This is a genomic window from Paraburkholderia sp. BR10936 (assembly GCF_040965735.1).
GTDB lineage: Bacteria > Pseudomonadota > Gammaproteobacteria > Burkholderiales > Burkholderiaceae > Paraburkholderia > Paraburkholderia nodosa_A.
In genome coordinates, this window is the sequence record NZ_JBFRCM010000008.1 from 1 (window position 1) to 23,828 (window position 23,828).

Consider the following 23,828-nt stretch of genomic DNA (forward strand, 5'->3'; position numbering starts at 1 on the left):
GTATGACACGTCGACGCACGACTCGGTCACGCTGGGCGGCGCGGACGCGACCACGCCGGTGGCCTTGCACAACGTGGCGGCGGGCGCAGTCTCGGCGACGAGCTTCGACGCGGTGAACGGCTCCCAGTTGTACAACCTGGCCAGCTCGACGGCGGATTCGTTCGGCGGCGGCTCGACGGTGAACAGCGATGGCTCGATCTCGAACCCGACGTATAACGTGGGTGGAGACACCTACAACAGCGTAGGTGGTGCGATTACGAACCTCGATGGCCGCGTGACACAGAACACGACCGACATCACGAACCTGCAAGGCGACGTCACGAACATCAATGGCCAGCTGGCCGATGCAGTGATGTACGACACGTCGAAGCACAGCGCGGTCACGCTGGGCGGCACGGATGCGACCACGCCGGTGGCGCTGCACAACGTGGCAGCGGGTCAAGTCTCGGCGACGAGCTTCGACGCGGTGAACGGTGCGCAGCTATACGAGACGGTGACGTACGACACGTCGACGCACGACTCGGTGACGCTGGGCGGCGCGGTCCATGCTCCCGTCGTGCTGACGAACGTGGCGAATGCTGCGCTGAACGCCACGAGCCTCGAGGCGGTGAACGGCTCGCAGCTCTACGCACTGGGCGCGAAGACCGATGCGGCGGGCAACATCACCAACGCGTTCGTCGCGTATGACGACACGTCGCTCAATACGGTCACGTTCGGCGGCTCGGGTCATGCGCCGGTCGTTTTGCACAACGTGGCGAACGGCGTGGATGCGAACGATGCGGTGAACGTTGCCCAGCTCGAAGCGATGGGAGCGAAGATCGATCCGTCGGGCAACATCTCGAACGCGTTTGTCGCCTACGACGACACATCGCTGAACTCGGTTACGCTTGGCGGGTCGCTGGATCACACGCCGGTTGCGCTGCACAACGTAGCGAACGGTGTCGTTGCGGCAAGCAGTACGGACGCCGTGAACGGCGGCCAGCTCTACGGTGTTGCATCGAGCACGGCCAGCGCGCTGGGCGGTGGTTCGACGGTCAACCCCGATGGCTCGATCTCGGCACCGACGTACGTCGTGGGGGGCAACACTTACAACGACGTGGGTGGCGCGATCTCGAACATCGATGGCCGCGTAACGAACATCGAGCAGACGGTGACCAACATCTCTGGCCAGGTGGCGAACGCGGTCCAGTACGACTCGTCGGCACACGACAAGGTCACGCTGGGCGGCACGGATTCGACGACGCCGGTCAAGCTGACCAACCTGCAGGACGCTGAACTCTCGGCGTCGAGCACGGACGCCGTCACGGGCTCGCAGTTGTACGCCACGAACGTCGTGGTCTCGAACCTGAATCAGCAGATTCAGAACATCAGCGTCAACGGTACTGAGTATCTGTCGACCAATACGACGAGCGGCGCGGCTTCGGCCACGGGCGCCAGCTCGATCGCGGCAGGCGGCGGTGCGATTGCCTCGGGTCCGAACGCGACGGCGATTGGCGACTCGGCGAAGGCCACGGGCAACAACTCGGTAGCGCTCGGTGCAAATTCGATCGCGGACGAGGACAACACCGTGTCCGTGGGCTCCCAAGGCAACGAGCGTCGGATCGCCCATGTCGCGAATGGCGTCAACGCTACCGATGCGGTGAACATGGGGCAGCTGCAGAGCGGCTTGAATGGGCTCCAGAGCAACGTCAACTCGGTGGCGCGCAACGCCTACGGCGGTATCGCGGCGGCAACCGCGCTGACAATGATCCCGGAAGTCGATCAGGGCAAGACCGTCGCGGTCGGTATCGGCACAGCCAACTTCCAGGGCTATCAAGCAGTGGCGCTCGGCGCATCGGCGCGCATCACACAGAACCTCAAGGTGAAAGTGGGCGGCGGTTATGCATCGGCAGGCGGTGCCACGGTCGGCGGCGGTATGTCGTACCAGTGGTAAGCGTCTGAGGCTCAATCGGTTGCGGTCTGGGCCGAAATGCAGAGCGGACTCCCTCGGGAGTCCGCTTGTTTTGTTGGGCACCTTCTGGTCCGCCGTTAGCCAATCGGGTCCAGCCTTCTTCGCGCGATGATTTCCTTCGCATCTGCGAGTTTCTCAGCCAGCTCCGGACCGCGCTGCAGCGCCACCCCCACCGCGAGTATGTCGCCGATCGCGAGATGCGACGTCCGCGACGTCATCGGCGAGAAGACGTCGGTGTCTTCGTCGACATTCGCGTGCAGGCCGACGCTCGCCAGGCGCGCGAGCGGCGACGTGCCATGCGTGATGGCGATTACCTTTGCGCCGCGATCGAGCGCCGTGCGCGCGGCATCCACGATGTCGCGCGTGCGCCCCGTGTTCGAGATCGCCACCACGACATCGCCGGGGCCGAGCAGCGCCGCCGACATCAGAAACGTTTGTGGGTCCGAATACGCGACGCTAGGCATGCCGAGGCGAAAGAACTTGTGCTGCATGTCCTGTGCAGCGATGCCCGAGCCACCCGCACCATAGAACTCGATACGCGCCGCGTGCGCGAGCAGGCCAATCGCCGCGGCGAGCGAGTCCGTCGAGAGATTGTTGCGCACCTGCAGGAGCGCGCCAATGGTGCGGTCGAGCACCTTGGCCGCGACGCCCGGTACCGGCTCGTCCGGGCTCACATCGCGGTAGACGGCCGGATGTTCTGAGGGCAGATCCGCGGCAACGGCCTGCGCGAGGCGAATCTTGAACTCCCGGAATCCGGAAAATCCCAACGCATGGCAAAACCGCGCGATGGTCGGCTGGCTCACGCCTGCGCGCTCGGCAACCTCGGTCATCGACAGATCGAGCACCTCGCGAGGCGCCTGAATCACGTAATCGGCGAGCTTGCGCTCCGAAGGGCGCAACTGCTCGCGCATGGCTTTCATCTGGGACAGCAGCATCAAGAAACTCGCACTATGCTGAAAGATCCGTGGACTATAACGGATCGGACGGTGTGTACAAAAACTACAGGATCGACGTTTGCTCCTTTTCAGTTCCTGTGCGCATCAACGCGCAAGGCCTGTAAATAGTGAGACTAGGCGGTCGTTTACCGTCGCGCTCCCAGGGTCTTACCGGGATTGTCGTCGTGTAGTTTTTCTACTAACATCGCGCCATCGCTGTCTGGTGCGCCCAAGGGCGCACCAGATCTGGCCCCGAGCGTCCCCGCCGTGACAAGAAGGAAGGAGATTCGATGGTTTCCCTGCATTCTCAATTGATGAAGGTCACGCAGCGCGTGATCGAGCGCAGCAAGCCCACGCGCGAGGCCTATCTGGCGCGCATCGCGGCGGCTCAGGACCGGTTCCCGGCGCGCGGCGCGCTCTCATGCGCGAATCTTGCCCACGGTTTCGCCGGCCTCGAGGGGCGCGACAAGATCTCGATCAAGTCGATTCGCGAGCCCAATATCGGCATCGTCTCGGCATACAACGAGATGCTCTCGGCTCACGCGCCTTACAAGGATTTCCCCGACATCATCAAGAAGGCGGCCCGCGAAGGCGGCGGCGTCGCGCAGTTCGCGGGCGGCGTGCCGGCGATGTGCGATGGCGTCACGCAAGGCAACGCCGGCATGGAGCTGTCGCTCTTTTCGCGTGAAGTGATCGCGATGAGCACGGCCGTCGCGCTCACGCACAACATGTTCGATGCGGCGCTGTGCCTCGGCGTGTGCGACAAGATCGTCCCGGGCCTCCTGATCGGCGCGCTGCAATTCGGCCACCTGCCGACCATTTTCGTGCCCGCCGGCCCGATGACGAGCGGCATCACGAACGACGACAAGGCCAAGGTGCGCCAGCAGTTCGCCACGGGCCAGTGCGACCGCGCGGCGCTGCTCGAATCGGAGGCCGCCGCGTATCACGGCCACGGCACCTGCACGTTCTACGGCACGGCCAACAGCAACCAGATGCTCATGGAGATCATGGGCCTGCATCTGCCGGGTTCGGCCTTCATCCATCCGCATACGCCGTTGCGCGACGAACTCACCGCTGCGGCGGCGCGCCGCGTGCTCGAGCTCACCGTCGAGCGCGGCCACTACACGCCGATCGGCCACGTGGTCGACGAGAAGGCCGTGATCAACGGTATCGTCGCGCTGATGGCGACGGGCGGCTCGACCAACCACACGCTGCACCTCGTGGCGATGGCACGGGCGGCGGGCATCATCATCGACTGGAACGACTTCGACGTGCTGTCGGACGCCGTGCCGCTGCTCGCGCGCGTCTATCCGAACGGCAAGGCCGACGTGAATCATTTCCATGCGGCGGGCGGCATCGCCTTCCTCGTGCGCGAACTGCTCGACGGCGGGTTGCTGCACGAAGACGTGAATACCGTCGCGGGTCGTGGGCTGCGTCACTACACCGAGGAGCCGAAGCTCATCGACGGCAAGCTCACCTGGGTGCCGGCGGTCGAGAAGAGCGCCGACGAGAGCGTGCTGCGTCCGCTGCCGACGCCGTTCCAGCCGGACGGCGGGCTGCGCCTGATGCAGGGGCGTCTGGGCCGCGGCGTCATCAAGGTTTCCGCGGTCGCGCCGGAGCGCCGCAAGGTGCGTGCGCCCGCCATCGTGTTCGATTCGCAGGAAGCCGTGCAGGAAGCGTTCGACCGCGGTGAACTCGAGCGCGATTTCGTGGCCGTCGTGCGCTTCCAGGGCGCGCGCGCGAATGGCATGCCGGAGCTGCACCGCCTCACGCCGTTGCTCGGCGTGCTGCAGGACAAGGGCTTTCACGTGGCGCTCGTGACTGACGGACGCATGTCGGGCGCGTCGGGCAAGGTGCCCGCAGTCATCCACGTTTCGCCGGAAACGCTGCTGCACGGCCCGATCGGCAAGGTGCGCGACGGCGATACGATCGTGATCGACGCGGTGGAAGGCGTGCTCGACATCGAAGTCGATGCTGCCGAGTGGGACGCCCGTCCGGTCGCGCAGCCCGCGCATCAGGAACTCAATGAAGTGGGCTTTGGCCGCGAGCTGTTCGGCGTGTTCCGCGCCACCGCCGCGCCGGCGGAGCTGGGCGCCACGGTGTTCGGTCCGCTCGTGGGCGAGCAGGCCGCGCCCGCACCGGCTGTTGCAACTGCGCATGCGCCGGCCCACGCCGCGAACTCAATTCATCATCAAGGAGCCTGAACATGGCAAATCGCACAGTCGCCGACATCGTTCGCCTCGGTCCCGTCATCCCGGTGCTCGCGTTCGATACGCCGGAGCAGGGCGAGCACGTTTCCCGCGCGCTCCATGCGGGCGGCGTGAAGGTGCTCGAAATCACGCTGCGCACGAAGGCCGGCCTCGAAGCGATCGAGCGCGCCGCGAAGATCGCGCCGGACATCGTCGTGGGCGTGGGTACGATCACGAAGCCTGAGCACTGCGCGCTCGCGAAGCAGGCCGGCGCACAGTTCGGCGTTTCGCCGGGCCTCACGCGCGAGATCCATCAGGCTTCGCTCGACGCGGGCCTGCCGCTGCTGCCGGGCGTGATGACGCCGACCGACATCATCGTCGCGATGGAACTGGGCTACGAGATCGTCAAGTTCTTCCCGGCGGTTCCGGCCGGTGGCCTGAACATGCTGCAGGCCTTCCACGGCCCGTTCCCGACGCTGAAGTTCTGCCCGACGGGCGGTATCAGCGCCGAATCCGCGCCGACCTTCCTCGCGTTGCCCAACGTGGTCTGCGTGGGCGGTTCGTGGCTCACGCCGAAGGCCGCCATCGCCGCGCAGAACTGGGACGAAGTCACGCGCCTTGCGCACGCCGCGAGCGAGCTGTCGCGTCCGGTGCGCTAAAAGAACGCGTCTCTTTGATGCGCTGACGCGCGCCGCATGCTGCGGCGCAACGAAGACCGGAATGCCGCGCCCCTTCGGTACGAGGGGCGTGCAACGAGCCGCGCGAACGGCGCCTTTCAGGCGCGCGCTTTGCGCGGCTCGCGTGTCTTTCAAGCACGCTGCGCCAAAAGTCGTTATAAGCTCTACAATCCCCGGCCCGGCGACGGCCGGCTTTTGTCCCGCGCGCGCCGCTGCGGCGCTCATCCGTCGCCGCACAGGGCAAAAGGACTTCGAACAACTACCTGGAGAGGAGCCTCATGGGAGTGGCCCACGGCAGCATGCTGCTGATTTACGCGCTCGTCGCGATCGCCGCGCTGATCCTGCTGATCACGCGCTTCAAGGTTTATCCGTTTCTCGTCCTGATCATCGTTTCGCTGCTGCTCGGCCTCGCCGTCGGCATGCCGATGGATCAGATCGTCAAGTCGTTCGAAACCGGCAACGGCAACACGCTCGGCCACATCGCCATCGTGGTGGGCCTCGGCACGATGCTCGGCAAGATGATGGCGGAGTCGGGCGGCGCCGAGCGCGTTGCCACGACGCTCATTCGCTGGTTCGGCGAGAAGAACATTCACTGGGCCATGATGGTCGTTGCGATCATCGTCGGCCTGCCGGTGTTCTTCGAAGTCGGCTTCGTGTTGCTCATTCCGATCGCGTTCAACGTCGCCAAGCGCACCGGCAAGTCGCTGCTGCTGATCGGCCTGCCGATGGTGGCGGGCCTTTCGGTCGTGCACGGGCTGATTCCACCGCACCCGGCCGCGCTCCTCGCCGTGCAGGCGTATCACGCCGACATCGGCAAGACCATCGCTTACGGCCTGATGGTGGGCGTGCCCACGGCGATCATCGCCGGGCCGCTTTTCGCGCTCTTCATTCACCGCTACATCAAGCTGCCCGAGAGCAATCCGCTTTCCGAGCAGTTCGTGAGCAAGGCCGACCCCAAGCCCGATAGCGAGCTGCCGGGCTTCGGCGTCACGCTCTTCACGATCCTGCTGCCCGTGATCCTCATGCTGATCGGCAGCTGGGCCGATCTCGTGTTCGAGCCGAAAACGTTGCCCAACAACTTGTTGCACTTTATCGGCACCTCGGACGTCGCGCTGCTGATCGCCGTGCTGGTAAGCTTCTGGACCTTCGGCGCGCAACGCGGCTTCACGCGCGAGCAGATCCAGAAGTTCTGCGGCGACTGTCTCGCGCCGATCGCGGGCATCACGCTGATCGTGGGCGCGGGCGGCGGCTTTGGCCGCGTGCTGATGGACAGCGGCGTGTCGAAGCAGATCGTCGAGCTGGCGCAGAACGAACATCTGTCGCCGCTGCTGCTCGGCTGGCTCGTCGCCGCGCTGATCCGTCTCGCCACGGGCTCGGCCACGGTCGCCATGACCACGGCCTGCGGCATCGTCGCGCCGATCGCGTCGGCCAGCGCCATGACCGTGAAGCCGGAGCTGCTGGTGCTCGCCACGGGCTCGGGCTCGCTGATCTTCTCGCACGTCAACGACGGCGGATTCTGGCTGATCAAGGAGTATTTCGGCATGAGCGTCGTGCAGACGTTCAAGACATGGTCACTACTGGAGACCATTATTTCGCTGCTGGGCCTCGGGCTTACCTTCGCCCTCGCAGCGGTGGTGTAACGCGCAACTATGTTGCATGGGACCGGAGTCAGCGCTAAAGCGCTCACTCCGTTCGACAGGAGCAGTAAATGATTTTGATAGCGATGGGCGTGTCGGGCGCAGGCAAGACACGCATCGGCGAATTGCTCGCCGAGCGCCTCAAGTGCACCTTCACCGACGGCGACGCCTTCCACAGCGAAGCCAACAAGAAGAAGATGCACGACGGCATTCCCCTCACCGACGACGACCGCTGGCCGTGGCTGCGTACGATTCGTGCGGCGATCGAGGAGAAGCAGCGCGCCCACGAAACGGCCGTGTTCACCTGCTCGTCGCTCAAGCGCTCGTATCGCGACGTCTTGCGCGGCAACGACCATGACGTGTGCTTCGTCTACCTGAAGGGCTCGTTCGAAGTGCTGCACGAGCGCCTCGCTTCGCGTACCGGACACTTCTTCGACCCGTCGCTGCTGCAAAGCCAGCTCGACACGCTCGAAGAGCCGGGCGCGGACGAGGCGATCGAGGTCAGCATCGAGCTCACGCCCGAGCAGATCGTCGACGAGGTGATGAAGCAGATGCAAACGCGCGGCAATCAGGCATCCTGATCTCGCGGCTATGTACGATCACGCGATCGTGCGGCGGTAAACGAAAAAGCGCTCGATTCGATCGAGCGCTTTTTTTATGGCCCTGCGATGTCGCGATTACGAAATGCGCTTCGCCAGTTCCGCCGCCTTGCCGACGTACGACGCAGGCGTCATCTCCAGCAGACGCTTCTTCGCGTCCTCAGGAATCGCCAGACCGTTCACGAACGTCTGCAGCGCTTCGCGCGTAATGCCCTTGCCGCGCGTGAGTTCCTTCAACTGCTCGTACGGGTTCTCGATGCCGTAGCGGCGCATGACCGTCTGCACCGGCTCGGCCAGCACTTCCCACGTGGCGTCGAGGTCGTCGTTCAGGCGCTGCGGGTTCACTTCGAGCTTGTCCAGACCGCGGATCAGCGCGTCGTACGCGAGCAGCGAATAGCCGAATGCGACGCCGATGTTGCGCAGCACCGTCGAGTCGGTGAGGTCGCGCTGCCAGCGCGAGACGGGCAGCTTGTCGGCGAGGTGGCGCAGCGTGGCGTTCGCGAGGCCGAGGTTGCCTTCCGAGTTTTCGAAGTCGATCGGGTTGACCTTGTGCGGCATGGTCGACGAGCCGATTTCGCCGGCCTTCGTCTTCTGCTTGAAGTAGCCGAGCGAGATATAGCCCCAGACGTCGCGGTCGAGGTCGAGCAGGATCGTGTTCGCGCGCGCGACGGCGTCGAACAGTTCCGCCATGTAGTCGTGCGGCTCGATCTGGATCGTGTACGGGTTGAACGTGAGCTTCAGGCGCTGCTCGACGACTTCCTTCGAGAAGGCTTCCCAGTCGAATTCCGGATACGCCGAGAGATGCGCGTTGAAGTTGCCGACCGCGCCATTCATCTTGCCGAGCAGTTCGACCTTCTCGATGCGCTGGATCGCACGCGCGAGACGCGCCGCGACGTTGGCGATTTCCTTGCCGAGCGTCGTGGGACTGGCCGGCTGGCCGTGCGTGCGCGAGAGCATCGGCTGCTCGGCGTGCGTGTGCGCAAGCGCGACGAGACGCTGATGCACCGAGCGCAGCGCCGGCAGGATCACGTGCTCGCGTGCGCCCGCGAGCATCAGGCCGTGCGACGTGTTGTTGATGTCTTCCGAGGTGCAGGCGAAGTGGATGAACTCGCTTGCGCGCTCCAGTTCCGGCTGACCCTTCACCGACTCCTTGAGCCAGTACTCCACGGCCTTCACGTCGTGGTTCGTCACGCGCTCGATGTCCTTGATGCGCGCGGCGTCGTGCGCCGTGAAGTTTTCGGCGAGCTTGAGCAGGAATTGCTCCGAGGCTGCCGAAAAACGCGGCACTTCTGCGAAACCGGCTTGCGAGAGCGCGATCAGCCAGTGGATTTCCACGGTCACGCGGTTGCGCATGAACGCGGCTTCCGAGAGCCAGTCGCGCAGCGCTTCGGTTTTCGAGGCGTAGCGGCCGTCGAGCGGGGAGAGCGCGTTGAGCGCGAAGAGGGTATCGGGACGAGTGTCGGACATGATGGGGACGTAACGTGGCGCGTTACGCTCAGTTGGCAGTCGGTTGCAGTCGGATTCGAGACCGCGGGAACCCGAGATTTTATCACCTTGCCGACAGTGGCCGAGGCCGACGCTGTCAGCAACGGCAAAGCGCCGGCATGGGACGCACCCCGAGGGGTTCAGTCGTATCGGCCTGTTAACGAGATGGCACGTTTTGAGACGGATATAGAGTGCGCTCACGTCAAAAGTTTGCGCTTAATCAAATACCTGCCGCCATGACTCCCGATGCTCCCATTCTCGCTACCGGCGAGGCCGCTGACCTGGTCGAAGCCGGCCTGGCTTGCCACCGCGCGGGCCGGATCGACGACGCCCACGCTTACTATCAGTCCGCGCTCGCTGCGCACCCCGAAGATCCCGGCGCACTGCACTATCTGGGCGTGATCGCGCTCGGCCGCGGCCAACTGCGGGAAGCCGGCGCGCTGATGGATCGCGCGCTCGCGCAGAAGCCTGACAGCGCCGCATATCTGGCCAACCGTGGCGTGGTCGCGCACCGCCTTGGCGACCATGCAGGCGCCGCCGTCTTGCAGCGCAAGGCGCTGGCGCTCGCCCCCGGCTTCGCGAACGCGCACAACAATCTCGGCAATGCGCTGATGGAACTCGGCGATCTCGCGGGCGCGGCGCAGCATTATCGGCATGCGCGTTCGCTGGAGCCGCAATCCGCCCACTTCGCGTTCAACCTCGGGCGCGCGCTGGAAGCCACCGACGAAAAAGACGCCGCACTCGCGCAGTTGCGCACCGCCGCCGCGCTCGATCCCCGCGATCCGAAGACGTTAATCCACATGGGCCGGCTGCTACGCTCAATGGAGAAGCACGCCGAAGCGGCCGCCTGCTTCGAGGTCGTGATCGCGCGCGAGCCCGACAACGCGCTCGCGCTCTTCGAACTCGGCTATGCCTACGACGCGATGCACCGCTACGAAGCGGCAATCCCGCTTTACCGGCGTGCCGCGGAACTCAAGCCCGATGGGGCGGGCATCATCAACAATCTGGCCTTCGCGCTGACCGCGCTGGCGCGCTACGACGAAGCGGAGATCGGCTTTCGCCGCGCACTGGCGCTGAACCCCGACTTGCCGGAATCGCGCTTTCAACTCGGCATGCTGATGCTGCGGCGCGAAGACTACCCCGGCGGCTGGCCGCTCTTCGAGAGCCGCAAGCTCACCTCGACCGCGAGAGCCAACTACCGCAAGCTGCCGTGCCCGGAGTGGCAGGGCGAGCCGCTGCGAGGCAAGCGTTTCCTGATCTGCCGCGAGCAGGGCATGGGCGATCAGATCCAGTTCCTGCGCTATGCGAGCCTGCTGGCGCAGATGGGCGCGCGGGTTCACGCGTGGGTCGCGCCGGAACTGGCATCGCTCGCGGCGACGGTGCCGGGCGTCGCACGCGTGCTCGACGCCGCGCCGAGCGACGGCGCCATCGCCTCGCAATACGACTACTGGTGCGACGTAATGAGCCTGCCGCTGAGGTTTCCCGGCCGGCCGATCTACGCCGACACGCCATACATGCGCGCCGATCCTGTGCCGGCCGCCGCCTGGCGCGCCCGCGTGAACGCGCTGGCCGGCGCCGCGCAGCGCCGTATCGGGCTCGTCTGGGCGGGCAACCCGCGCCATCAATTCGACGCTTTCCGTTCCGTGCCGCTCAAGTCGCTTCTGCCGCTGGCCGCGCTCACCGGCAACGCCTGGTTCGCGCTCCAGAAAGGCCCTGCGGCCGCGCAACTGGAGGCGATCGCGGGTCGCTGGCCGATGGATGCGCCAGGCGACGATCTGCACGACTTCGCGGCCACGGCGGCGCTCATCGAGACGCTCGATCTCGTCGTCACGGTAGATACGTCGGTCGCGCACCTCGCCGGCGCGCTCGGCAAGCCCGTTTGGGTGCTGCTCGCCGCGCAGCCCGACTGGCGCTGGGGCAAGGATCGCGCCGATTCGGTCTGGTATCCGTCGGCGCGCGTGTTTCGCCAGTCCACGCTCGGCGACTGGCGCGGCGTGGTCGCCGAACTGGAAGCCGCGCTTTCCGGGGCTTCCCGCTAAGGCGCCCGCCCGGCGCGCCGCGCGAAATTCGCCTGTGGGCGCCCAGGCGTGCGCCCGCGGGCCTAGAATGCGGACTTCTCATCCGCTCGCTGGCCCCGCATGGAACTCAAATGGCTCGAAGACTTCGTTTCGCTCGCGGAGACGCATAGTTTCAGTCGCTCGGCCGAACTGCGCCACGTGACGCAGCCGGCTTTCTCGCGCCGCATCCAGGCGCTCGAAGCATGGCTTGGCACCGAGCTGATCGATCGTTCGGTTTATCCAACGCGCCTCACGGCTGCGGGCCAGGTCTTCTACGAGCAGGCGCTCGCGATGCTTTCGCAGTTTCACGAGGCGCGCACCCTGTTGCGCGGCCACACGGCCACGCCCGCGGCGACGATCGAGTTCGCGGTGCCGCACACGCTTTCGCTCACGTACTTTCCGCGCTGGCTGCAGCGCATCGAGGCGAAGCTCGGCCGCATCCACACGCGCCTGCGCGCGCTGAACGTGCACGACGCCGTGCTGTCACTCGTGGAAGGCGGATGCGACCTCGTGATGGGCTATCACCACCCGAGCCACCCCGTCACGCTCGACCCCGCGCGCTACGACACGCTGACGCTCGGCATCGAGTCGATCAGCCCGTACTCGGCGCCGCAGCGCGCGGGGCGTGCGCGTTACACGCTGCCCGGCACGCCCGATGCGCCCGCACCGTATCTCTCCTATACGCCGAACGCGTATCTCGGCCGCATGACCGAGGTGATCGTTGCCAACGCACCGGCGCGGCTCTATCTGGACCGCGTGTACGAAACGGACATGGCGGAAGGCCTCAAGGCGATGACGCTGGCGGGTCACGGCATCGCCTTCTTGCCGCACAGCGCGGTGGAAGACGCCGTGGCCCAGGGCGAACTGATCCGCCTCGACCGCGGCACGCGCGGCGTGCCGGAGGGCCAGTTCACGCTCGACATGGAGATCCGGCTCTATCGCGACAAGCTCGCGACGCAGGGCGACGATGCGCGCCAGGCGCTCGTGCGCGAACTGTGGGAGGCGGTCAGCGAGGAACTTGCGCAGGGCAGGCGCTGACGAAGCGCAAGCTGCACACACACAACAGCCACGCAAACAGTCTGGCTATTTCAGTCTGTAAGGCCTCAACACTAGCCGCGCGACACGTTTTTTCGACTTCGGGGATGTTATGCACGAAAAGCATAACGGGATGATCAAACGGCATTGGATTTCAAGTGGGCGTTTTCTGACAATGGCACCACTTGTTCGATCGGAGCGTTCATGTCATCCCAACTGCAGTCGGTTCCTTCCTATCTCCACGCCGACGATCTCGGCCCCTGGGGCAACTATCTTCGTCAGGTCGACCGCGTGGCGCCGTATCTCGGCTCGCTCTCGCGCTGGCTCGAAACGCTCAAGCGTCCGAAGCGTATCCTGATCGTCGACTGCCCCATCGAACTCGATAACGGCACCGTTGCGCACTTCGAAGGCTATCGTGTCCAGCACAACGTTTCGCGTGGTCCCGGCAAGGGCGGCGTGCGTTATCACCAGGACGTTACGCTCTCCGAAGTAATGGCGCTGTCCGCGTGGATGTCGGTGAAGAACGCTGCAGTGAACGTGCCGTACGGCGGCGCGAAGGGCGGTATCCGCGTCGATCCGCGCACGCTGTCGCGTGGCGAGCTCGAGCGCGTGACGCGTCGCTACACCAGCGAAATCGGCATCATCATCGGACCGAACACCGACATTCCTGCGCCGGACGTCAACACGAACGAGCAGATCATGGCGTGGATGATGGACACCTACTCGATGAACCAGGGCCAGACGGCCACGGGCGTCGTGACGGGCAAGCCCATCTCGCTCGGCGGCTCGCTCGGCCGTCGCGAAGCCACGGGCCGCGGCGTGTTCGTGGTCGGCTGCGAGGCTGCGCGCCGCACGGGTCTTTCGATTGACGGCGCACGCATTGCCGTGCAGGGCTTCGGCAACGTGGGCGGCATTGCCGCGCGCCTGTTCCAGGAAGCCGGCTCGAAGATCGTCGCAGTGCAGGACCATACCGGCTCGCTCTACAACTCGAGCGGCATGAGCGCGGAAGCGCTGCTCGAGCACGTTGCCAAGACGGGCGGCGTGGCAGGCTTTGCGGGCGCCGAAGTCATGGCGAACGACGAATTCTGGACCGTCGAAACCGACATCCTCATTCCGGCCGCGCTGGAAAACCAGATCACCGAGAAGAACGCGGGCAAGATCCGCACGAAGATCATCGTGGAAGGTGCGAACGGCCCGACCACGACGGCAGCCGACGACATCCTGCACGACAAGGGCGTGCTCGTGATCCCCGACGTGGTGGCGAACGCGGGCGGCGTGACCGTTTCGTACTTCGAGTGGGTGCAGGACTTTTCGAGCTTCTTCTGGACCGAGCACGAAATTAACGAACGTCTCGAACGCGTGATGCGCGAAGCCTTCACGGCCGTGTGGCAAGTGTCGAGCGAGCAGAAGGTCTCGATGCGTACCGCGGCGTTCATCGTGGCATGTAAGCGCATCCTGATGGCGCGCGAAATGCGCGGTTTGTATCCCTGATCGCACCCGGTCGGCAGGCGTCGCGACGCTGCAAGCCTTGCCACGCAAGGCGCGCAGCGAAGTGACGAAACCGTGACTGCACCGTGACAGGTTTTTGCGCTGCACATCAAGGCGCATAGAAGGCGGACGTCCTCCACAAGGGGGCGTCCGCTTTCGCACATTCAGGCGTTGCGCCAGGGTCACTCTTGATGCTTTCAAAAAAATTACTTTGATAAACTGGCGGCGGTTCTTGTACCGGAGAAAACAATGCAAATGAAAAAGACCGCCGCACTGCTCGCACTCCTTGGTTGCGTCGCCACCAGCGCTTTCGCGCAGGACGCGGGAACGCTCAAGAAGATCAAGGACACGGGCGTCATCTCGCTGGGGCACCGCGAGTCGTCCATTCCTTTTTCGTACTACGACGACAAGCAGAATGTGATCGGCTACTCGCAAGACTACGCGATGAAGATCGTCGAGGCCGTCAAGCAGAAGCTGAACATGCCTAACCTGAAGGTCAAGATGGTGCCCATCACGTCGCAGAACCGTATTCCGCTCGTGCAGAACGGCACGGTGGACATCGAATGCGGCTCGACCACGAACAATGCCGAACGTCAGCAGCAGGCCGCGTTCTCGAACACGATCTTCGTGATCGGCACGCGCCTCATGACGAAGAAGGATTCGGGCGTCAAGGACTTCGCCGACCTCAAGGGCAAGACCGTCGTGACGACGGCGGGCACGACGTCCGAGCGCCTGCTGCGCAAGATGAACCAGGACAAGAGCATGGGCATGAACATCATCAGCGCGAAGGACCACGGCGAGTCGTTCATGACGCTCTCCACGGGCCGCGCAGTGGCGTTCATGATGGACGACGCGCTGCTCGCGGGCGAGCGCGCCAAGTCGAACAATCCGGGCGACTTCGTGATCGTCGGCCAGCCGCAGTCGCGTGAAGCGTACGGCTGCATGATGCGCAAGAACGACCCCGAGTTCAAGAAGGTCGCCGACGACGCCATCGCCAAGGTCCAGACCTCGGGCGAAGGCGAAACGATCTACAAGAAGTGGTTCGAGTCGCCGATCCCGCCGAAGGGTCTCAACCTGAACTTCCCGATGAGCGAGGACATGAAAGCGCTGTTCAAGAATCCGAACGACAAGGCGATCGATTAACACGGCCCCGGCCGTTCGACCCGCATTTAGCGTTTAGCACGGAACGGAAGAAGCGCCGCTTCTTCCGTTCTTTTTCTTGGAGTCTCTTGATGTCCTATCACTGGAACTGGGGCATTCTGCTCAGCCCGGTCTCGACGGGCGAACCCACCACGTACCTCGGCTGGATCCTCTCCGGCCTCTGGGTGACGGTCTCGGTGTCGCTGTGCGCGTGGGTGATCGCGCTCATCGTCGGGTCGTTCTTCGGCGTGCTGCGCACGGTGCCGAACAGGTTTCTCGCGGGCGTCGGCACAGTTTATGTGGCGATCTTCCGCAATATTCCGCTTATCGCGCAGTTCTTCATCTGGTACTTCGTGCTGCCGGAAATCGTGCCGCAATCGATAGGCAATGCGTTCAAGCAATCGCCGCCGGGCGTGCAGTTCTTCTCGGCGTCGGTCGTGTGTCTCGGGCTCTTTACCGCGGCGCGTGTATGCGAACAGGTGCGCTCGGGCATCAACGCGCTGCCGCGCGGCCAGCGCGCAGCCGGCCTCGCCATGGGCTTCACGCAGTGGCAGACGTACCGCTATGTGCTGCTGCCGGTGGCGTACCGCATCATCGTGCCGCCGCTCACCTCGGAGTTCCTCAACATCTTCAAGAACTCGGCGGTCGCCTCGACGATCGGTCTGCTCGATTTGTCGGCCCAGGCGCGTCAGCTCGTCGACTACACGGCGCAGACCTATGAGTCGTTCATCGCCGTCACGCTCGCTTATGTGCTCATCAACCTCGTCGTCATGACGCTCATGCGCTGGGTCGAGGCGAAGTCGCGTCTGCCCGGCTACATCGGAGGCAAGTGATGCATCATTTCGACTGGAGCGGCATTCCGGGCGCGCTGCCCACGCTGTGGACGGGCGCGATCATCACGTTCAAGATCACGCTGTGCGCGATCGTGGTCGGCATTCTCTGGGGCACGCTGCTCGCGCTCATGCGGCTTTCCAGCGTGAAGCCGCTCGAATGGTTCGCCAAGGGCTACGTCACGGTCTTCCGCTCGATCCCGCTCGTGATGGTCCTGCTGTGGTTCTTCCTGATCGTGCCGCAGGTGCTGCAAAACGTGCTGGGCCTGTCGCCCGACATCGACATTCGCCTCGCGTCCGCGATGATCGCGTTCTCGCTGTTCGAGGCCGCGTATTATTCGGAGATCATTCGTGCGGGCATTCAGGCGGTGCCGCGCGGGCAGGTGAACGCTGCGTTCGCGCTCGGCATGCGCTACGGCCGGGCCATGCAATACGTCGTGCTGCCGCAGGCGTTCCGCGCGATGGTGCCGCTGTTGCTTACGCAGGCCATCGTGCTGTTTCAGGACACCTCGCTCGTGTACGTGATCAGCCTCGCCGACTTCTTCCGCACATCCACCAATATCGGCGACCGTGACGGGACGATGGTCGAGATGGTACTGTTCGCGGGCGCGTGTTATTTCGTGATTTGCGTGATCGCGTCGAGCCTCGTGAAAGGTCTTCAGAAAAAGGTCGCAAGATGATTTCAATTAAGAACGTTTCGAAGTGGTACGGCCAGTTCCAGGTGCTGACCGACTGCACGACGGAAGTGAAGAAGGGTGAGGTGGTGGTGGTGTGCGGGCCCTCGGGCTCGGGCAAGTCCACGCTCATCAAGACCGTCAACGGGCTCGAACCGTTCCAGCAGGGCGAGATTCTCGTGAACGGCGAGTCGGTGGGCGACAAGCGCACCAACCTCTCGAAGCTGCGCTCGAAGGTGGGCATGGTGTTTCAGCACTTCGAGCTGTTCCCGCATCTGTCGATTACGGAGAATCTCACGCTCGCGCAGATCAAGGTGCTCGGCCGCGGCAAGGACGAGGCCACGCAAAAGGGCCTGAAACTGCTCGACCGCGTGGGCCTGCGTGCGCATGCCGACAAGTTCCCGGGTCAGCTCTCGGGCGGCCAGCAGCAGCGCGTGGCGATTGCACGCGCGCTGTCGATGGACCCCATCGCCATGCTGTTCGACGAGCCAACTTCGGCGCTCGACCCCGAGATGATCAACGAGGTGCTCGACGTGATGGTGGAGCTGGCCCAGGAAGGGATGACCATGATGTGCGTGACGCACGAAATGGGCTTTGCGAAGAAGGTCGCGCACCGCGTGATCTTCATGGACAAGGGCGCCATCGTCGAGGACGACCAGAAGGAAGCCTTCTTTGCGAGCCCGAAATCGGATCGCGCGAAGGACTTTCTGGCGAAGATCCTGCACTGAGGCTTCGTACGCTTCGAAAAAAAGCCGCGCTCGAATGATGCGCGGCTTTTTTTGTTTTGGGCGTGGCCCGGCTTACTCGCCCCAGGTCTGCAGTGCGTCCACCGCTTCCGGGTCGATCTCGCGCGGCTGCCCGGCGCACGGTGCGCTGGCCGACGCGTCGAGCGACGGGTTGGCGAGCTTGTCGAGCACCTTTTGCGGCACCGGCACGCTTGTCCTGGCGATCACGTCGCCGTGCTGGAACATCAGCAGGTCGCCGGGGGCGAAGCGCGTCCAGACCTCGTTGTCGGTGAGCGGCGCGGTGGCGATCACGGCCACGCGGTCCTCGGGCGTCGTGTACTTGGCGAAGTCGATGGAGACATCGGCATCGACGAGATGGGCCGTCGAGAACGGCCAGCGTCGCACGAGATAGTAGAGATGCGTCGAACAATGCGCGAACAGCGCCTGGCCGTTCGACATCAGGAAGTTGAAGACACCGAACTGCGTGACCTCGCGCGTGAGCGACTCCAGCGCGGCGAACAGCTCGGCGAGCGGCGGCTGCGCACCGGGGAACGCCTTGCGCAAGCCTTGTAGCAGCAGGCAGAACGCGCGCTCGCTATCGGTCGTGCCAACCGGCTGGTAGACGCCCGACATCACCGGATTGAAGTCCTGAAGGTCGCCGTTGTGCGCGAAGATCCAGTGCCGGCCCCACAGCTCGCGCTGGAACGGATGACTGTTTTCGAGCGCGCAGTTGCCCTGCGTGGCCTTGCGGATGTGGGCGATGGTGTTGCGCGACTTGATGGGGTAGTGCTTGACCATCTCGGCGATCGGCGAACGCGCCGAGGCCTCGTTGTCGATGAAGAGGCGGCAGGCCTTGTCCTCGAAGAACGCGATCCCCCAGCCGTCGGCGTGGTGATCGGTGGCGCCGCCGCGCGCCGCGAATCCTGTGAAGGAGAACGTGACGTCCGTCGGCGCGGCGCAATTCATTCCGAGAAGTTGGCACATGGTGCTGATGGTGCGTAATGCGACTGGGACGGCTGAGGCGGCGGCTGCAGTGGTAGGCGGGACCCGCCGTCGACCCGTTACAATGATGATTTTCCAAGCATATCACCGGCTTGCGGGTCGCCAATACGAAATTTGTCGGATGCATTGCAGGCCTGCATAGAAGGGCGCGTGCCGGGGGCGATGCAGCGCGGATTGTCGTGTGTACGCGACGGTGCGGGCAATGCACAGGTTGGATCGGCATCGATCGTCGCCGCGTTTTTCCCCGTGATATGCCCGGAATTTCCGGCAGCCTGAGCGCGTTCCAAGCGAACTTGCCGCCGTTCATTCATACCGCTGTTGGTTCACTACCGCGCCTGACTCTTGCCATGAACGCCTCTTCCCCCTCGACTCTCACGCTCGCCCGCCCCGACGACTGGCACCTGCACGTGCGCGACGGCGCGATGCTCGCGGCCGTGCTGCCGCATACGGCGCGCCAGTTCGGCCGCGCGATCATCATGCCGAACCTCAAGCCGCCGGTCACGACGACCGAGCAGGCCGCCGCCTACCGCGAACGCATTCTCGCGGCGCTGCCGGCGGGCTCGACCTTCGAGCCGCTGATGACGCTCTATCTCACCGACAACACGCCGCCCGAGGAAATCCGCCGCGCGAAGGCGAGCGGCTTCGTGCACGGTGTGAAGCTGTATCCGGCGGGCGCGACGACGAATTCGGACGCCGGCGTGACCGACATCCGCAAGTGTGCGAAAACGCTCGAAGCCATGCAGGAAGTGGGCATGCCGCTGCTCGTGCACGGTGAAGTGACGAGCGCCGACATCGACCTGTTCGACCGCGAGAAGGTCTTCATCGACCGCGTGATGATTCCGACGCGCCGCGATTTTCCGGGTCTCAAGGTGGTGTTCGAGCACATCACGACGAAGGACGCAGTCGACTACATCCGCGCCGATCATGCCGCGCCCGGTCTACTCGGCGCGACGATCACCGCGCATCATCTGCTCTACAACCGCAACGCGATCTTCCAGGGCGGCATTCGTCCGCATTACTATTGCCTGCCCGTGCTCAAGCGCGAGACGCATCGCGTGGCGCTCGTGGACGCGGCGACCTCGGGCGATCATCGCTTCTTCCTCGGCACCGACAGCGCGCCGCACCCGAAGGGCCTGAAAGAGCACGCGTGCGGCTGCGCGGGCTGCTACACGGCGCTGCACGCGCTCGAGCTGTACGCCGAAGCGTTCGACAATGCGGGCGCGCTCGACAAGCTCGAGGGCTTCGCGAGCTTTTACGGCGCTGACTTCTACGGCCTGCCGCGCGCGACCGAAACGGTCACGCTGCGTCGCGAGAGCTGGACGCTGCCCGCCGAAGTCGAGGCCGGCGGCACGCCCGTCGTACCGCTGCGCGGCGGCGAGACGATCGGCTGGAAACTCGCTTGAACGAGGCGGGGCAGGGCGTGGCTGCGGGCGCAACGGTCGGCCCGACCGGGGCTGTCGATGCGCGCGCACCGATGCCCGCGCGCGCCCCGCGCCGGACCATGCCGCTGGGCAGTTTCAGCGACATCGACTGGGCCCGCCCGTGGTTCGCGCAACACGAAGCGCGCGGCAGGCGCTGGCAGCAGGCCGCGCTGGTGGGATACGCGGCGTATCTGGCCGAACTGAACGCCGATGCGCTGGCTGCCGCCCAAAGCACGGGCCGCGGCCGGCCGCTGCGCTTCATCGCCCAGGACGACCTGCCCGAAGGCTCGGCCTATGAGGCGCATATCGCGGCGACGGGCTGCGTGCCGACGCGTCACAACCTCCACGACTTCTTCAACGCGCTCGCCTGGTTCGCGTTCCCGCGCATCAAGGCGACGCTGAACGCGCGTCAGGCCGCGGCGATCGACGTGCTGGGCGTGGGCCCCACGCGCGGCGGCGTGCGCGACGCGCTCACGCTGTTCGACGAGAACGCGGTGCTCTTTGCCTCATCGGATGCGCCGCTGGTCGCGGCGTTGCGCGGCTTCGACTGGCGCACGCTGTTCGTGGCGCAGCGCGCTGGCTGGGAAGCGGCTTTCGGGGAGACGATCGGCGCGGCGCGCTGCGAAGTCCGCGTATTCGGCCATGCGCTGCTCGAAAAGATGATCTCGCCTTATGCGGCGTGCACGGCGCACGCATGGGTGGTCGAGGTGCCGCACGAGTATTTCACTTGGCCGCGCGCGCAACGCGACGCGTATCTGGACGAGACGGTGAGCGTCTCGCTCGCCGCCGATGCCACGCATGAAGCGCTCAATGGGCGCAGCTTTGCGCCGCTGCCGGTGCTCGGCATTCCGGGCTGGTGGGCGCATAACGAGCACCCGTCGTTCTACGACGACACCACAGTCTTTCGCGCCGGCCGCCGGACTCGCTAAATGCCAGGCAGGCGGCAATCGATCCGGCCCCCGGCGCGGCGCGCCAGCCCGTGCTAATATCGCGCCTCGCAAAGCAGGCCAGGCAGTCGCGGCTCCGAGGTTTCGGCCAAAGAGGCGAGGAAAGTCCGGACTCCACAGGGCAGGGTGATGGCTAACGGCCATCCGTGGCGACACGCGGAACAGGGCAACAGAGAACAGACCGCCGATGGCCCGATTTCGGTCGGGATCAGGTAAGGGTGAAACGGTGCGGTAAGAGCGCACCGCGTCTGCGGTGACGTAGACGGCACGGTAACCTCCACCCGGAGCAATTCCAAGTAGGCAGGCGCGCATCTTCGGGATGCAGGATGGGGCCCCCATTCCGTCTGCGGGTAGGAAGCTTGAGCGCGTCAGCAATGGCGCGCCTAGAGGAATGGCTGCCACGCGCGGCGCGTCTTCGGACGCGGCGTGTGCACAGAATCCGGCTTATCGGCCTGCTTTGCAGCCTCATTCATGCAAAAAGCCGGCGCGGTTCTTCGCAGAACCGCGCCGGCTTTTTCTTTTGCCGCCGATTTTTGCCGCCGATATCAAGCCGCGACGATCTCGAACGTATGCGTGATCTCGGCAGTCTTGCCGATCATGATCGACGCCGAGCAGTACTTGTCGTGCGAGAGGTTGATCGCGCGCTCCACGGTGGCCGGGTTCAGGTTCTTGCCGGTCACGGTGAAGTGGAAGTGGATCTTCGTGAAGACCTTGGGGTCTTCGCTCGCGCGCTCGGCCTTGAGCGTCACGCTGCAGCCGCTCACTTCCTGGCGGCTCTTCTTGAGGATCAGCACCACGTCGTAGGCCGTGCAGCCGCCCGTGCCGAGCAGCACCATTTCCATCGGCCGCGGCGCGAGGTTGTGGCCGCCGCCTTCCGGTGCGCCGTCCATGTTGACGAGATGGCCGCTGCCCGTTTCGGCTGCGAACGCCATGCCGTCCTGACCCATCCAGCTAACTTTGCATTCCATATGCGTATGCCCCTGCGCGGTTTCTTGATTCAGACGGCATTGTAGCCCGCCCCTTACTGGTATGTCCGGGGGGCACGGCGGCGCGCGCCTTATGCCACGTGCTTGAATGTTGCGTCGCGACATCCTATCGACAAGCCGGATTTCCCTGACGCAATTAGGGGTTTCGCTCTAGCTGTCCTGGATGCTTTTCGCGGGCAGGATTTTCAAGCCACTGATTTTTAAGAAATTCTCTTCCGGTACGTCGTTTCGATTGTATTTCACATTGTGGTGTTAGATTTCGCAATGCAAATGTCCTTGCGCCGCACAAGGCCCGTCCGTATAATTCGTCTCATTGGTTGTCGTGCTTCACGACACCTCAGCATGTCTCCTCCACCCTCCTCAAAAGAGTGGATTAAGCCCGAACAAACGCGTTCGGGCTTTTTTTCGTCTGCCGCCCTCGGCTTGTCCCGTCAGTAACGCGCCGCAAGCAATTTTTTGACTGGCAACTGAATTTCCCTTTATAATCGTAGGTTCTCCGCATCCATGTCCGCGCGGAGACGGGGAAACTCGAACCAGGGAGAGCCTGCGCCGACGTCAACGAGCGTCACCATATAAGCAGGACCAAAACAGGGCACAGCATTTTTTTTGGATCGATCATGAAGACTTTTTCCGCCAAGGCACATGAAGTGCAGCGCGAATGGTACGTGATTGACGCGACGGATAAGGTTCTCGGCCGTGTCGCCAGCGAAGTGGCACGCCGTCTTCGCGGCAAGCACAAGCCTGAGTTCACCCCGCACGTCGACACTGGTGATTTCATCATCATCATCAACGCCGGCAAGCTGAAGGTCACGGGCAACAAGACCACCGACAAGAAGTACTACCGTCACTCGGGTTACCCGGGCGGTATCTACGAAACGACGTTCGGCAAGATGCAGGAACGCTTCCCGGGCCGCGCGCTCGAGAAGGCCGTCAAGGGCATGCTGCCGAAGGGCCCGCTCGGCTACGCGATGATCAAGAAGCTGAAGGTCTACGCTGACGCAACGCACCCGCATTCGGCGCAACAGCCGAAGGCGCTCGAGATCTAAGGGGAGCCCACATGATCGGTAACTGGAATTACGGTACGGGCCGCCGCAAGAGCGCCGTCGCTCGTGTCTTCATCAAGTCGGGCAAGGGCGAAATCGTCGTCAACGGCAAGCCCATCGCTGACTACTTCTCGCGCGAAACGTCGCTGATGATCGTGCGTCAACCGCTGGAACTCACGAACCACGGCACGACGTTCGACATCAAGGTGAACGTGACGGGCGGCGGCGAAACCGGCCAGGCCGGCGCAGTTCGCCACGGCATCACGCGCGCGCTGATGGACTACGACGCAACGCTCAAGCCGGCACTGTCGCAAGCTGGCTTCGTGACCCGTGACGCACGTGAAGTGGAACGTAAGAAGGTCGGTTTCCACAAGGCACGTCGCCGCAAGCAGTTCTCGAAGCGTTAATTTCGTATTGGCGCTTTGCGCCTGCGCCCCTCGCGGGGTGCAGCGCAGCTGCAAAAGCCGTCCGCGCTTCGTGCGCCGGGCGGCTTTTTCGTTTGTTTTTCGTTTTCGTCGGCGCGCCGAACGTGTGGCGCGCAAGCTGCGACAAGCTGGAGAAACCCCTTGATTTCGTGGGCTTAAGCACGATATCGGGAAGAGCCCTACAATAGCGGCTAGAAGCTTTTTTGGAGAGTTCGAATGAGCGCTGTCACCGAAACTACCGCGACCGAAATGCCCGGTCCCTTCGTTTTCACCGAAGCAGCGGCTGACAAGGTCAAGCAACTGATCGACGAGGAAGGCAACCCGGAGCTGAAGCTGCGCGTATTCGTGCAGGGCGGCGGCTGCTCGGGCTTCCAGTACGGATTCACGTTTGACGAAACGGTCAACGAAGACGACACCGTAATGAACCGCAACGGCGTCCAGCTTCTGATCGACTCGATGAGCTATCAGTACCTCGTCGGCGCCGAGATCGACTACAAGGACGATCTGAACGGCGCGCAGTTCGTCATCAAGAACCCGAACGCGACCACCACGTGCGGTTGCGGCTCGTCGTTCTCGGTCTGA

22 protein-coding genes and 1 other RNA gene are annotated in these 23,828 nt (G+C 64.2%); 18 read left to right on the forward strand and 5 right to left on the reverse strand.

The genetic code is table 11. The features are described from left to right. On the forward strand, positions 1-1,933 hold a 1,933-nt coding region (locus tag AB4Y36_RS18035), incomplete at its 5' end, for a YadA family autotransporter adhesin (protein WP_368683734.1). 95 nt (positions 1,934-2,028) lie between these two features. Here the strand turns inward: AB4Y36_RS18035 and AB4Y36_RS18040 are convergent. Next, positions 2,029-2,886, reverse strand: a complete 858-nt coding sequence (locus AB4Y36_RS18040; RefSeq protein WP_368605678.1) for a MurR/RpiR family transcriptional regulator — start codon at positions 2,884-2,886, stop codon at positions 2,029-2,031. 290 nt (positions 2,887-3,176) lie between these two features. Here AB4Y36_RS18040 and edd point away from each other — a divergent pair, with 290 nt between their 5' ends. The 4 genes from edd to AB4Y36_RS18060 all read left to right on the forward strand — a co-directional run bounded on the left by edd (position 3,177) and on the right by AB4Y36_RS18060 (position 7,970). After that, positions 3,177-5,090, forward strand: coding sequence for a phosphogluconate dehydratase (gene edd / locus AB4Y36_RS18045; RefSeq protein WP_342947641.1), 1,914 nt, complete (start codon positions 3,177-3,179; stop codon positions 5,088-5,090). 2 nt (positions 5,091-5,092) lie between these two features. Further along, a complete protein-coding gene (gene eda / locus AB4Y36_RS18050; RefSeq protein WP_069268430.1) occupies positions 5,093-5,734 on the forward strand; it encodes a bifunctional 4-hydroxy-2-oxoglutarate aldolase/2-dehydro-3-deoxy-phosphogluconate aldolase in 642 nt (213 codons plus the stop codon). Positions 5,735-6,030: 296 nt separating this feature from the next. Beyond that, entirely contained in the window at positions 6,031-7,392 is a 1,362-nt protein-coding gene (locus AB4Y36_RS18055) for a GntP family permease (protein ID WP_069268431.1), read from the forward strand. A 68-nt stretch (positions 7,393-7,460) separates the two neighbouring features. Beyond that, a complete protein-coding gene (locus AB4Y36_RS18060; protein ID WP_069268432.1) occupies positions 7,461-7,970 on the forward strand; it encodes a gluconokinase in 510 nt (169 codons plus the stop codon). Positions 7,971-8,066: 96 nt separating this feature from the next. Here AB4Y36_RS18060 and purB read toward each other — a convergent pair whose 3' ends face one another. Then, positions 8,067-9,455 carry an adenylosuccinate lyase gene (gene purB, locus AB4Y36_RS18065; protein WP_342947643.1) on the reverse strand — a complete coding sequence of 463 codons (1,389 nt, stop codon included), beginning with the start codon at positions 9,453-9,455 and terminating at the stop codon, positions 8,067-8,069. Between the two features lie 254 nt (positions 9,456-9,709). Here purB and AB4Y36_RS18070 point away from each other — a divergent pair, with 254 nt between their 5' ends. From AB4Y36_RS18070 to AB4Y36_RS18100, 7 genes are all read left to right on the forward strand, one after another. Continuing rightward, positions 9,710-11,512: a tetratricopeptide repeat protein gene (locus AB4Y36_RS18070; RefSeq protein ID WP_368683735.1), complete on the forward strand. Its 1,803-nt coding sequence runs from the start codon at positions 9,710-9,712 to the stop codon at positions 11,510-11,512. A 99-nt stretch (positions 11,513-11,611) separates the two neighbouring features. Continuing rightward, the gene (locus AB4Y36_RS18075; RefSeq protein ID WP_069268435.1) at positions 11,612-12,568 is read left to right on the forward strand and encodes a LysR family transcriptional regulator; all 957 of its coding nucleotides are present in this window, start codon (positions 11,612-11,614) and stop codon (positions 12,566-12,568) included. A 201-nt stretch (positions 12,569-12,769) separates the two neighbouring features. Next, the gene (locus AB4Y36_RS18080) at positions 12,770-14,056 is read left to right on the forward strand and encodes a Glu/Leu/Phe/Val dehydrogenase (protein ID WP_069268469.1); all 1,287 of its coding nucleotides are present in this window, start codon (positions 12,770-12,772) and stop codon (positions 14,054-14,056) included. 246 nt (positions 14,057-14,302) lie between these two features. Beyond that, the gene (locus AB4Y36_RS18085; protein WP_069268436.1) at positions 14,303-15,196 is read left to right on the forward strand and encodes a glutamate/aspartate ABC transporter substrate-binding protein; all 894 of its coding nucleotides are present in this window, start codon (positions 14,303-14,305) and stop codon (positions 15,194-15,196) included. 89 nt (positions 15,197-15,285) lie between these two features. Then, the gene (locus tag AB4Y36_RS18090) at positions 15,286-16,026 is read left to right on the forward strand and encodes an amino acid ABC transporter permease (RefSeq protein ID WP_069268437.1); all 741 of its coding nucleotides are present in this window, start codon (positions 15,286-15,288) and stop codon (positions 16,024-16,026) included. Beyond that, positions 16,026-16,703: a glutamate/aspartate ABC transporter permease GltK gene (gene gltK / locus AB4Y36_RS18095; RefSeq protein WP_069268438.1), complete on the forward strand. Its 678-nt coding sequence runs from the start codon at positions 16,026-16,028 to the stop codon at positions 16,701-16,703. Before AB4Y36_RS18090 ends, gltK begins: the two co-directional genes overlap by 1 nt. Next, entirely contained in the window at positions 16,700-17,425 is a 726-nt protein-coding gene (locus tag AB4Y36_RS18100; RefSeq protein ID WP_028209421.1) for an amino acid ABC transporter ATP-binding protein, read from the forward strand. Before gltK ends, AB4Y36_RS18100 begins: the two co-directional genes overlap by 4 nt. Positions 17,426-17,497: 72 nt before the next feature. On the opposite strand, the gene AB4Y36_RS18105 is transcribed toward AB4Y36_RS18100, so the two are convergent. Continuing rightward, positions 17,498-18,406 carry a class II glutamine amidotransferase gene (locus AB4Y36_RS18105; protein ID WP_069268439.1) on the reverse strand — a complete coding sequence of 303 codons (909 nt, stop codon included), beginning with the start codon at positions 18,404-18,406 and terminating at the stop codon, positions 17,498-17,500. Positions 18,407-18,483: 77 nt separating this feature from the next. Then, positions 18,484-18,711 carry a hypothetical protein gene (locus tag AB4Y36_RS18110; protein WP_368683736.1) on the reverse strand — a complete coding sequence of 76 codons (228 nt, stop codon included), beginning with the start codon at positions 18,709-18,711 and terminating at the stop codon, positions 18,484-18,486. Between the two features lie 60 nt (positions 18,712-18,771). Between AB4Y36_RS18110 and pyrC the strand changes: the two genes are divergently transcribed. From pyrC to rnpB, 3 genes are all read left to right on the forward strand, one after another. Continuing rightward, positions 18,772-19,827, forward strand: coding sequence for a dihydroorotase (gene pyrC, locus AB4Y36_RS18115; RefSeq protein ID WP_342947647.1), 1,056 nt, complete (start codon positions 18,772-18,774; stop codon positions 19,825-19,827). 71 nt (positions 19,828-19,898) lie between these two features. Next, the gene (locus AB4Y36_RS18120; RefSeq protein ID WP_368683849.1) at positions 19,899-20,774 is read left to right on the forward strand and encodes a DUF3025 domain-containing protein; all 876 of its coding nucleotides are present in this window, start codon (positions 19,899-19,901) and stop codon (positions 20,772-20,774) included. A gap of 70 nt (positions 20,775-20,844) precedes the next feature. Next, positions 20,845-21,255: RNase P RNA component class A (gene rnpB, locus AB4Y36_RS18125), an RNA gene on the forward strand. An 82-nt stretch (positions 21,256-21,337) separates the two neighbouring features. On the opposite strand, the gene AB4Y36_RS18130 is transcribed toward rnpB, so the two are convergent. Continuing rightward, positions 21,338-21,760: an OsmC family protein gene (locus tag AB4Y36_RS18130; protein ID WP_027795839.1), complete on the reverse strand. Its 423-nt coding sequence runs from the start codon at positions 21,758-21,760 to the stop codon at positions 21,338-21,340. 635 nt (positions 21,761-22,395) lie between these two features. Here AB4Y36_RS18130 and rplM point away from each other — a divergent pair. From rplM to erpA, 3 genes are all read left to right on the forward strand, one after another. Beyond that, on the forward strand, positions 22,396-22,824 hold the full coding sequence (rplM, locus tag AB4Y36_RS18135) for a 50S ribosomal protein L13 (protein WP_027795838.1): 429 nt from the start codon (positions 22,396-22,398) through the stop codon (positions 22,822-22,824). 11 nt (positions 22,825-22,835) lie between these two features. Next, complete coding sequence (rpsI, locus tag AB4Y36_RS18140) at positions 22,836-23,228, forward strand: 30S ribosomal protein S9 (RefSeq protein ID WP_028209425.1); 393 nt, start codon at positions 22,836-22,838, stop codon at positions 23,226-23,228. Positions 23,229-23,462: 234 nt separating this feature from the next. Next, on the forward strand, positions 23,463-23,828 hold the full coding sequence (gene erpA, locus AB4Y36_RS18145) for an iron-sulfur cluster insertion protein ErpA (RefSeq protein WP_042262553.1): 366 nt from the start codon (positions 23,463-23,465) through the stop codon (positions 23,826-23,828).

Excerpts from the sequence above, each read along its gene's own strand:
- AB4Y36_RS18120 (WP_368683849.1), top strand. The coding sequence starts at position 19,899 with ATGCCCGCGCGCGCCCCGCGCCGGACCATGCCGCTGGGCAGTTTCAGC.
- edd (WP_342947641.1), top strand. The coding sequence starts at position 3,177 with ATGGTTTCCCTGCATTCTCAATTGATGAAGGTCACGCAGCGCGTGATC.
- AB4Y36_RS18100 (WP_028209421.1), top strand. The coding sequence starts at position 16,700 with ATGATTTCAATTAAGAACGTTTCGAAGTGGTACGGCCAGTTCCAGGTG.
- AB4Y36_RS18055 (WP_069268431.1), top strand. The coding sequence starts at position 6,031 with ATGGGAGTGGCCCACGGCAGCATGCTGCTGATTTACGCGCTCGTCGCG.
- AB4Y36_RS18105 (WP_069268439.1), bottom strand. The coding sequence starts at position 18,406 with ATGTGCCAACTTCTCGGAATGAATTGCGCCGCGCCGACGGACGTCACG.
- AB4Y36_RS18085 (WP_069268436.1), top strand. The coding sequence starts at position 14,303 with ATGCAAATGAAAAAGACCGCCGCACTGCTCGCACTCCTTGGTTGCGTC.
- rpsI (WP_028209425.1), top strand. The coding sequence starts at position 22,836 with ATGATCGGTAACTGGAATTACGGTACGGGCCGCCGCAAGAGCGCCGTC.
- AB4Y36_RS18090 (WP_069268437.1), top strand. The coding sequence starts at position 15,286 with ATGTCCTATCACTGGAACTGGGGCATTCTGCTCAGCCCGGTCTCGACG.
- erpA (WP_042262553.1), top strand. The coding sequence starts at position 23,463 with ATGAGCGCTGTCACCGAAACTACCGCGACCGAAATGCCCGGTCCCTTC.
- AB4Y36_RS18080 (WP_069268469.1), top strand. The coding sequence starts at position 12,770 with ATGTCATCCCAACTGCAGTCGGTTCCTTCCTATCTCCACGCCGACGAT.
- AB4Y36_RS18130 (WP_027795839.1), bottom strand. The coding sequence starts at position 21,760 with ATGGAATGCAAAGTTAGCTGGATGGGTCAGGACGGCATGGCGTTCGCA.
- gltK (WP_069268438.1), top strand. The coding sequence starts at position 16,026 with ATGCATCATTTCGACTGGAGCGGCATTCCGGGCGCGCTGCCCACGCTG.
- pyrC (WP_342947647.1), top strand. The coding sequence starts at position 18,772 with ATGAACGCCTCTTCCCCCTCGACTCTCACGCTCGCCCGCCCCGACGAC.
- AB4Y36_RS18070 (WP_368683735.1), top strand. The coding sequence starts at position 9,710 with ATGACTCCCGATGCTCCCATTCTCGCTACCGGCGAGGCCGCTGACCTG.
- rplM (WP_027795838.1), top strand. The coding sequence starts at position 22,396 with ATGAAGACTTTTTCCGCCAAGGCACATGAAGTGCAGCGCGAATGGTAC.
- AB4Y36_RS18060 (WP_069268432.1), top strand. The coding sequence starts at position 7,461 with ATGATTTTGATAGCGATGGGCGTGTCGGGCGCAGGCAAGACACGCATC.
- AB4Y36_RS18040 (WP_368605678.1), bottom strand. The coding sequence starts at position 2,886 with ATGCTGCTGTCCCAGATGAAAGCCATGCGCGAGCAGTTGCGCCCTTCG.
- purB (WP_342947643.1), bottom strand. The coding sequence starts at position 9,455 with ATGTCCGACACTCGTCCCGATACCCTCTTCGCGCTCAACGCGCTCTCC.
- AB4Y36_RS18075 (WP_069268435.1), top strand. The coding sequence starts at position 11,612 with ATGGAACTCAAATGGCTCGAAGACTTCGTTTCGCTCGCGGAGACGCAT.
- eda (WP_069268430.1), top strand. The coding sequence starts at position 5,093 with ATGGCAAATCGCACAGTCGCCGACATCGTTCGCCTCGGTCCCGTCATC.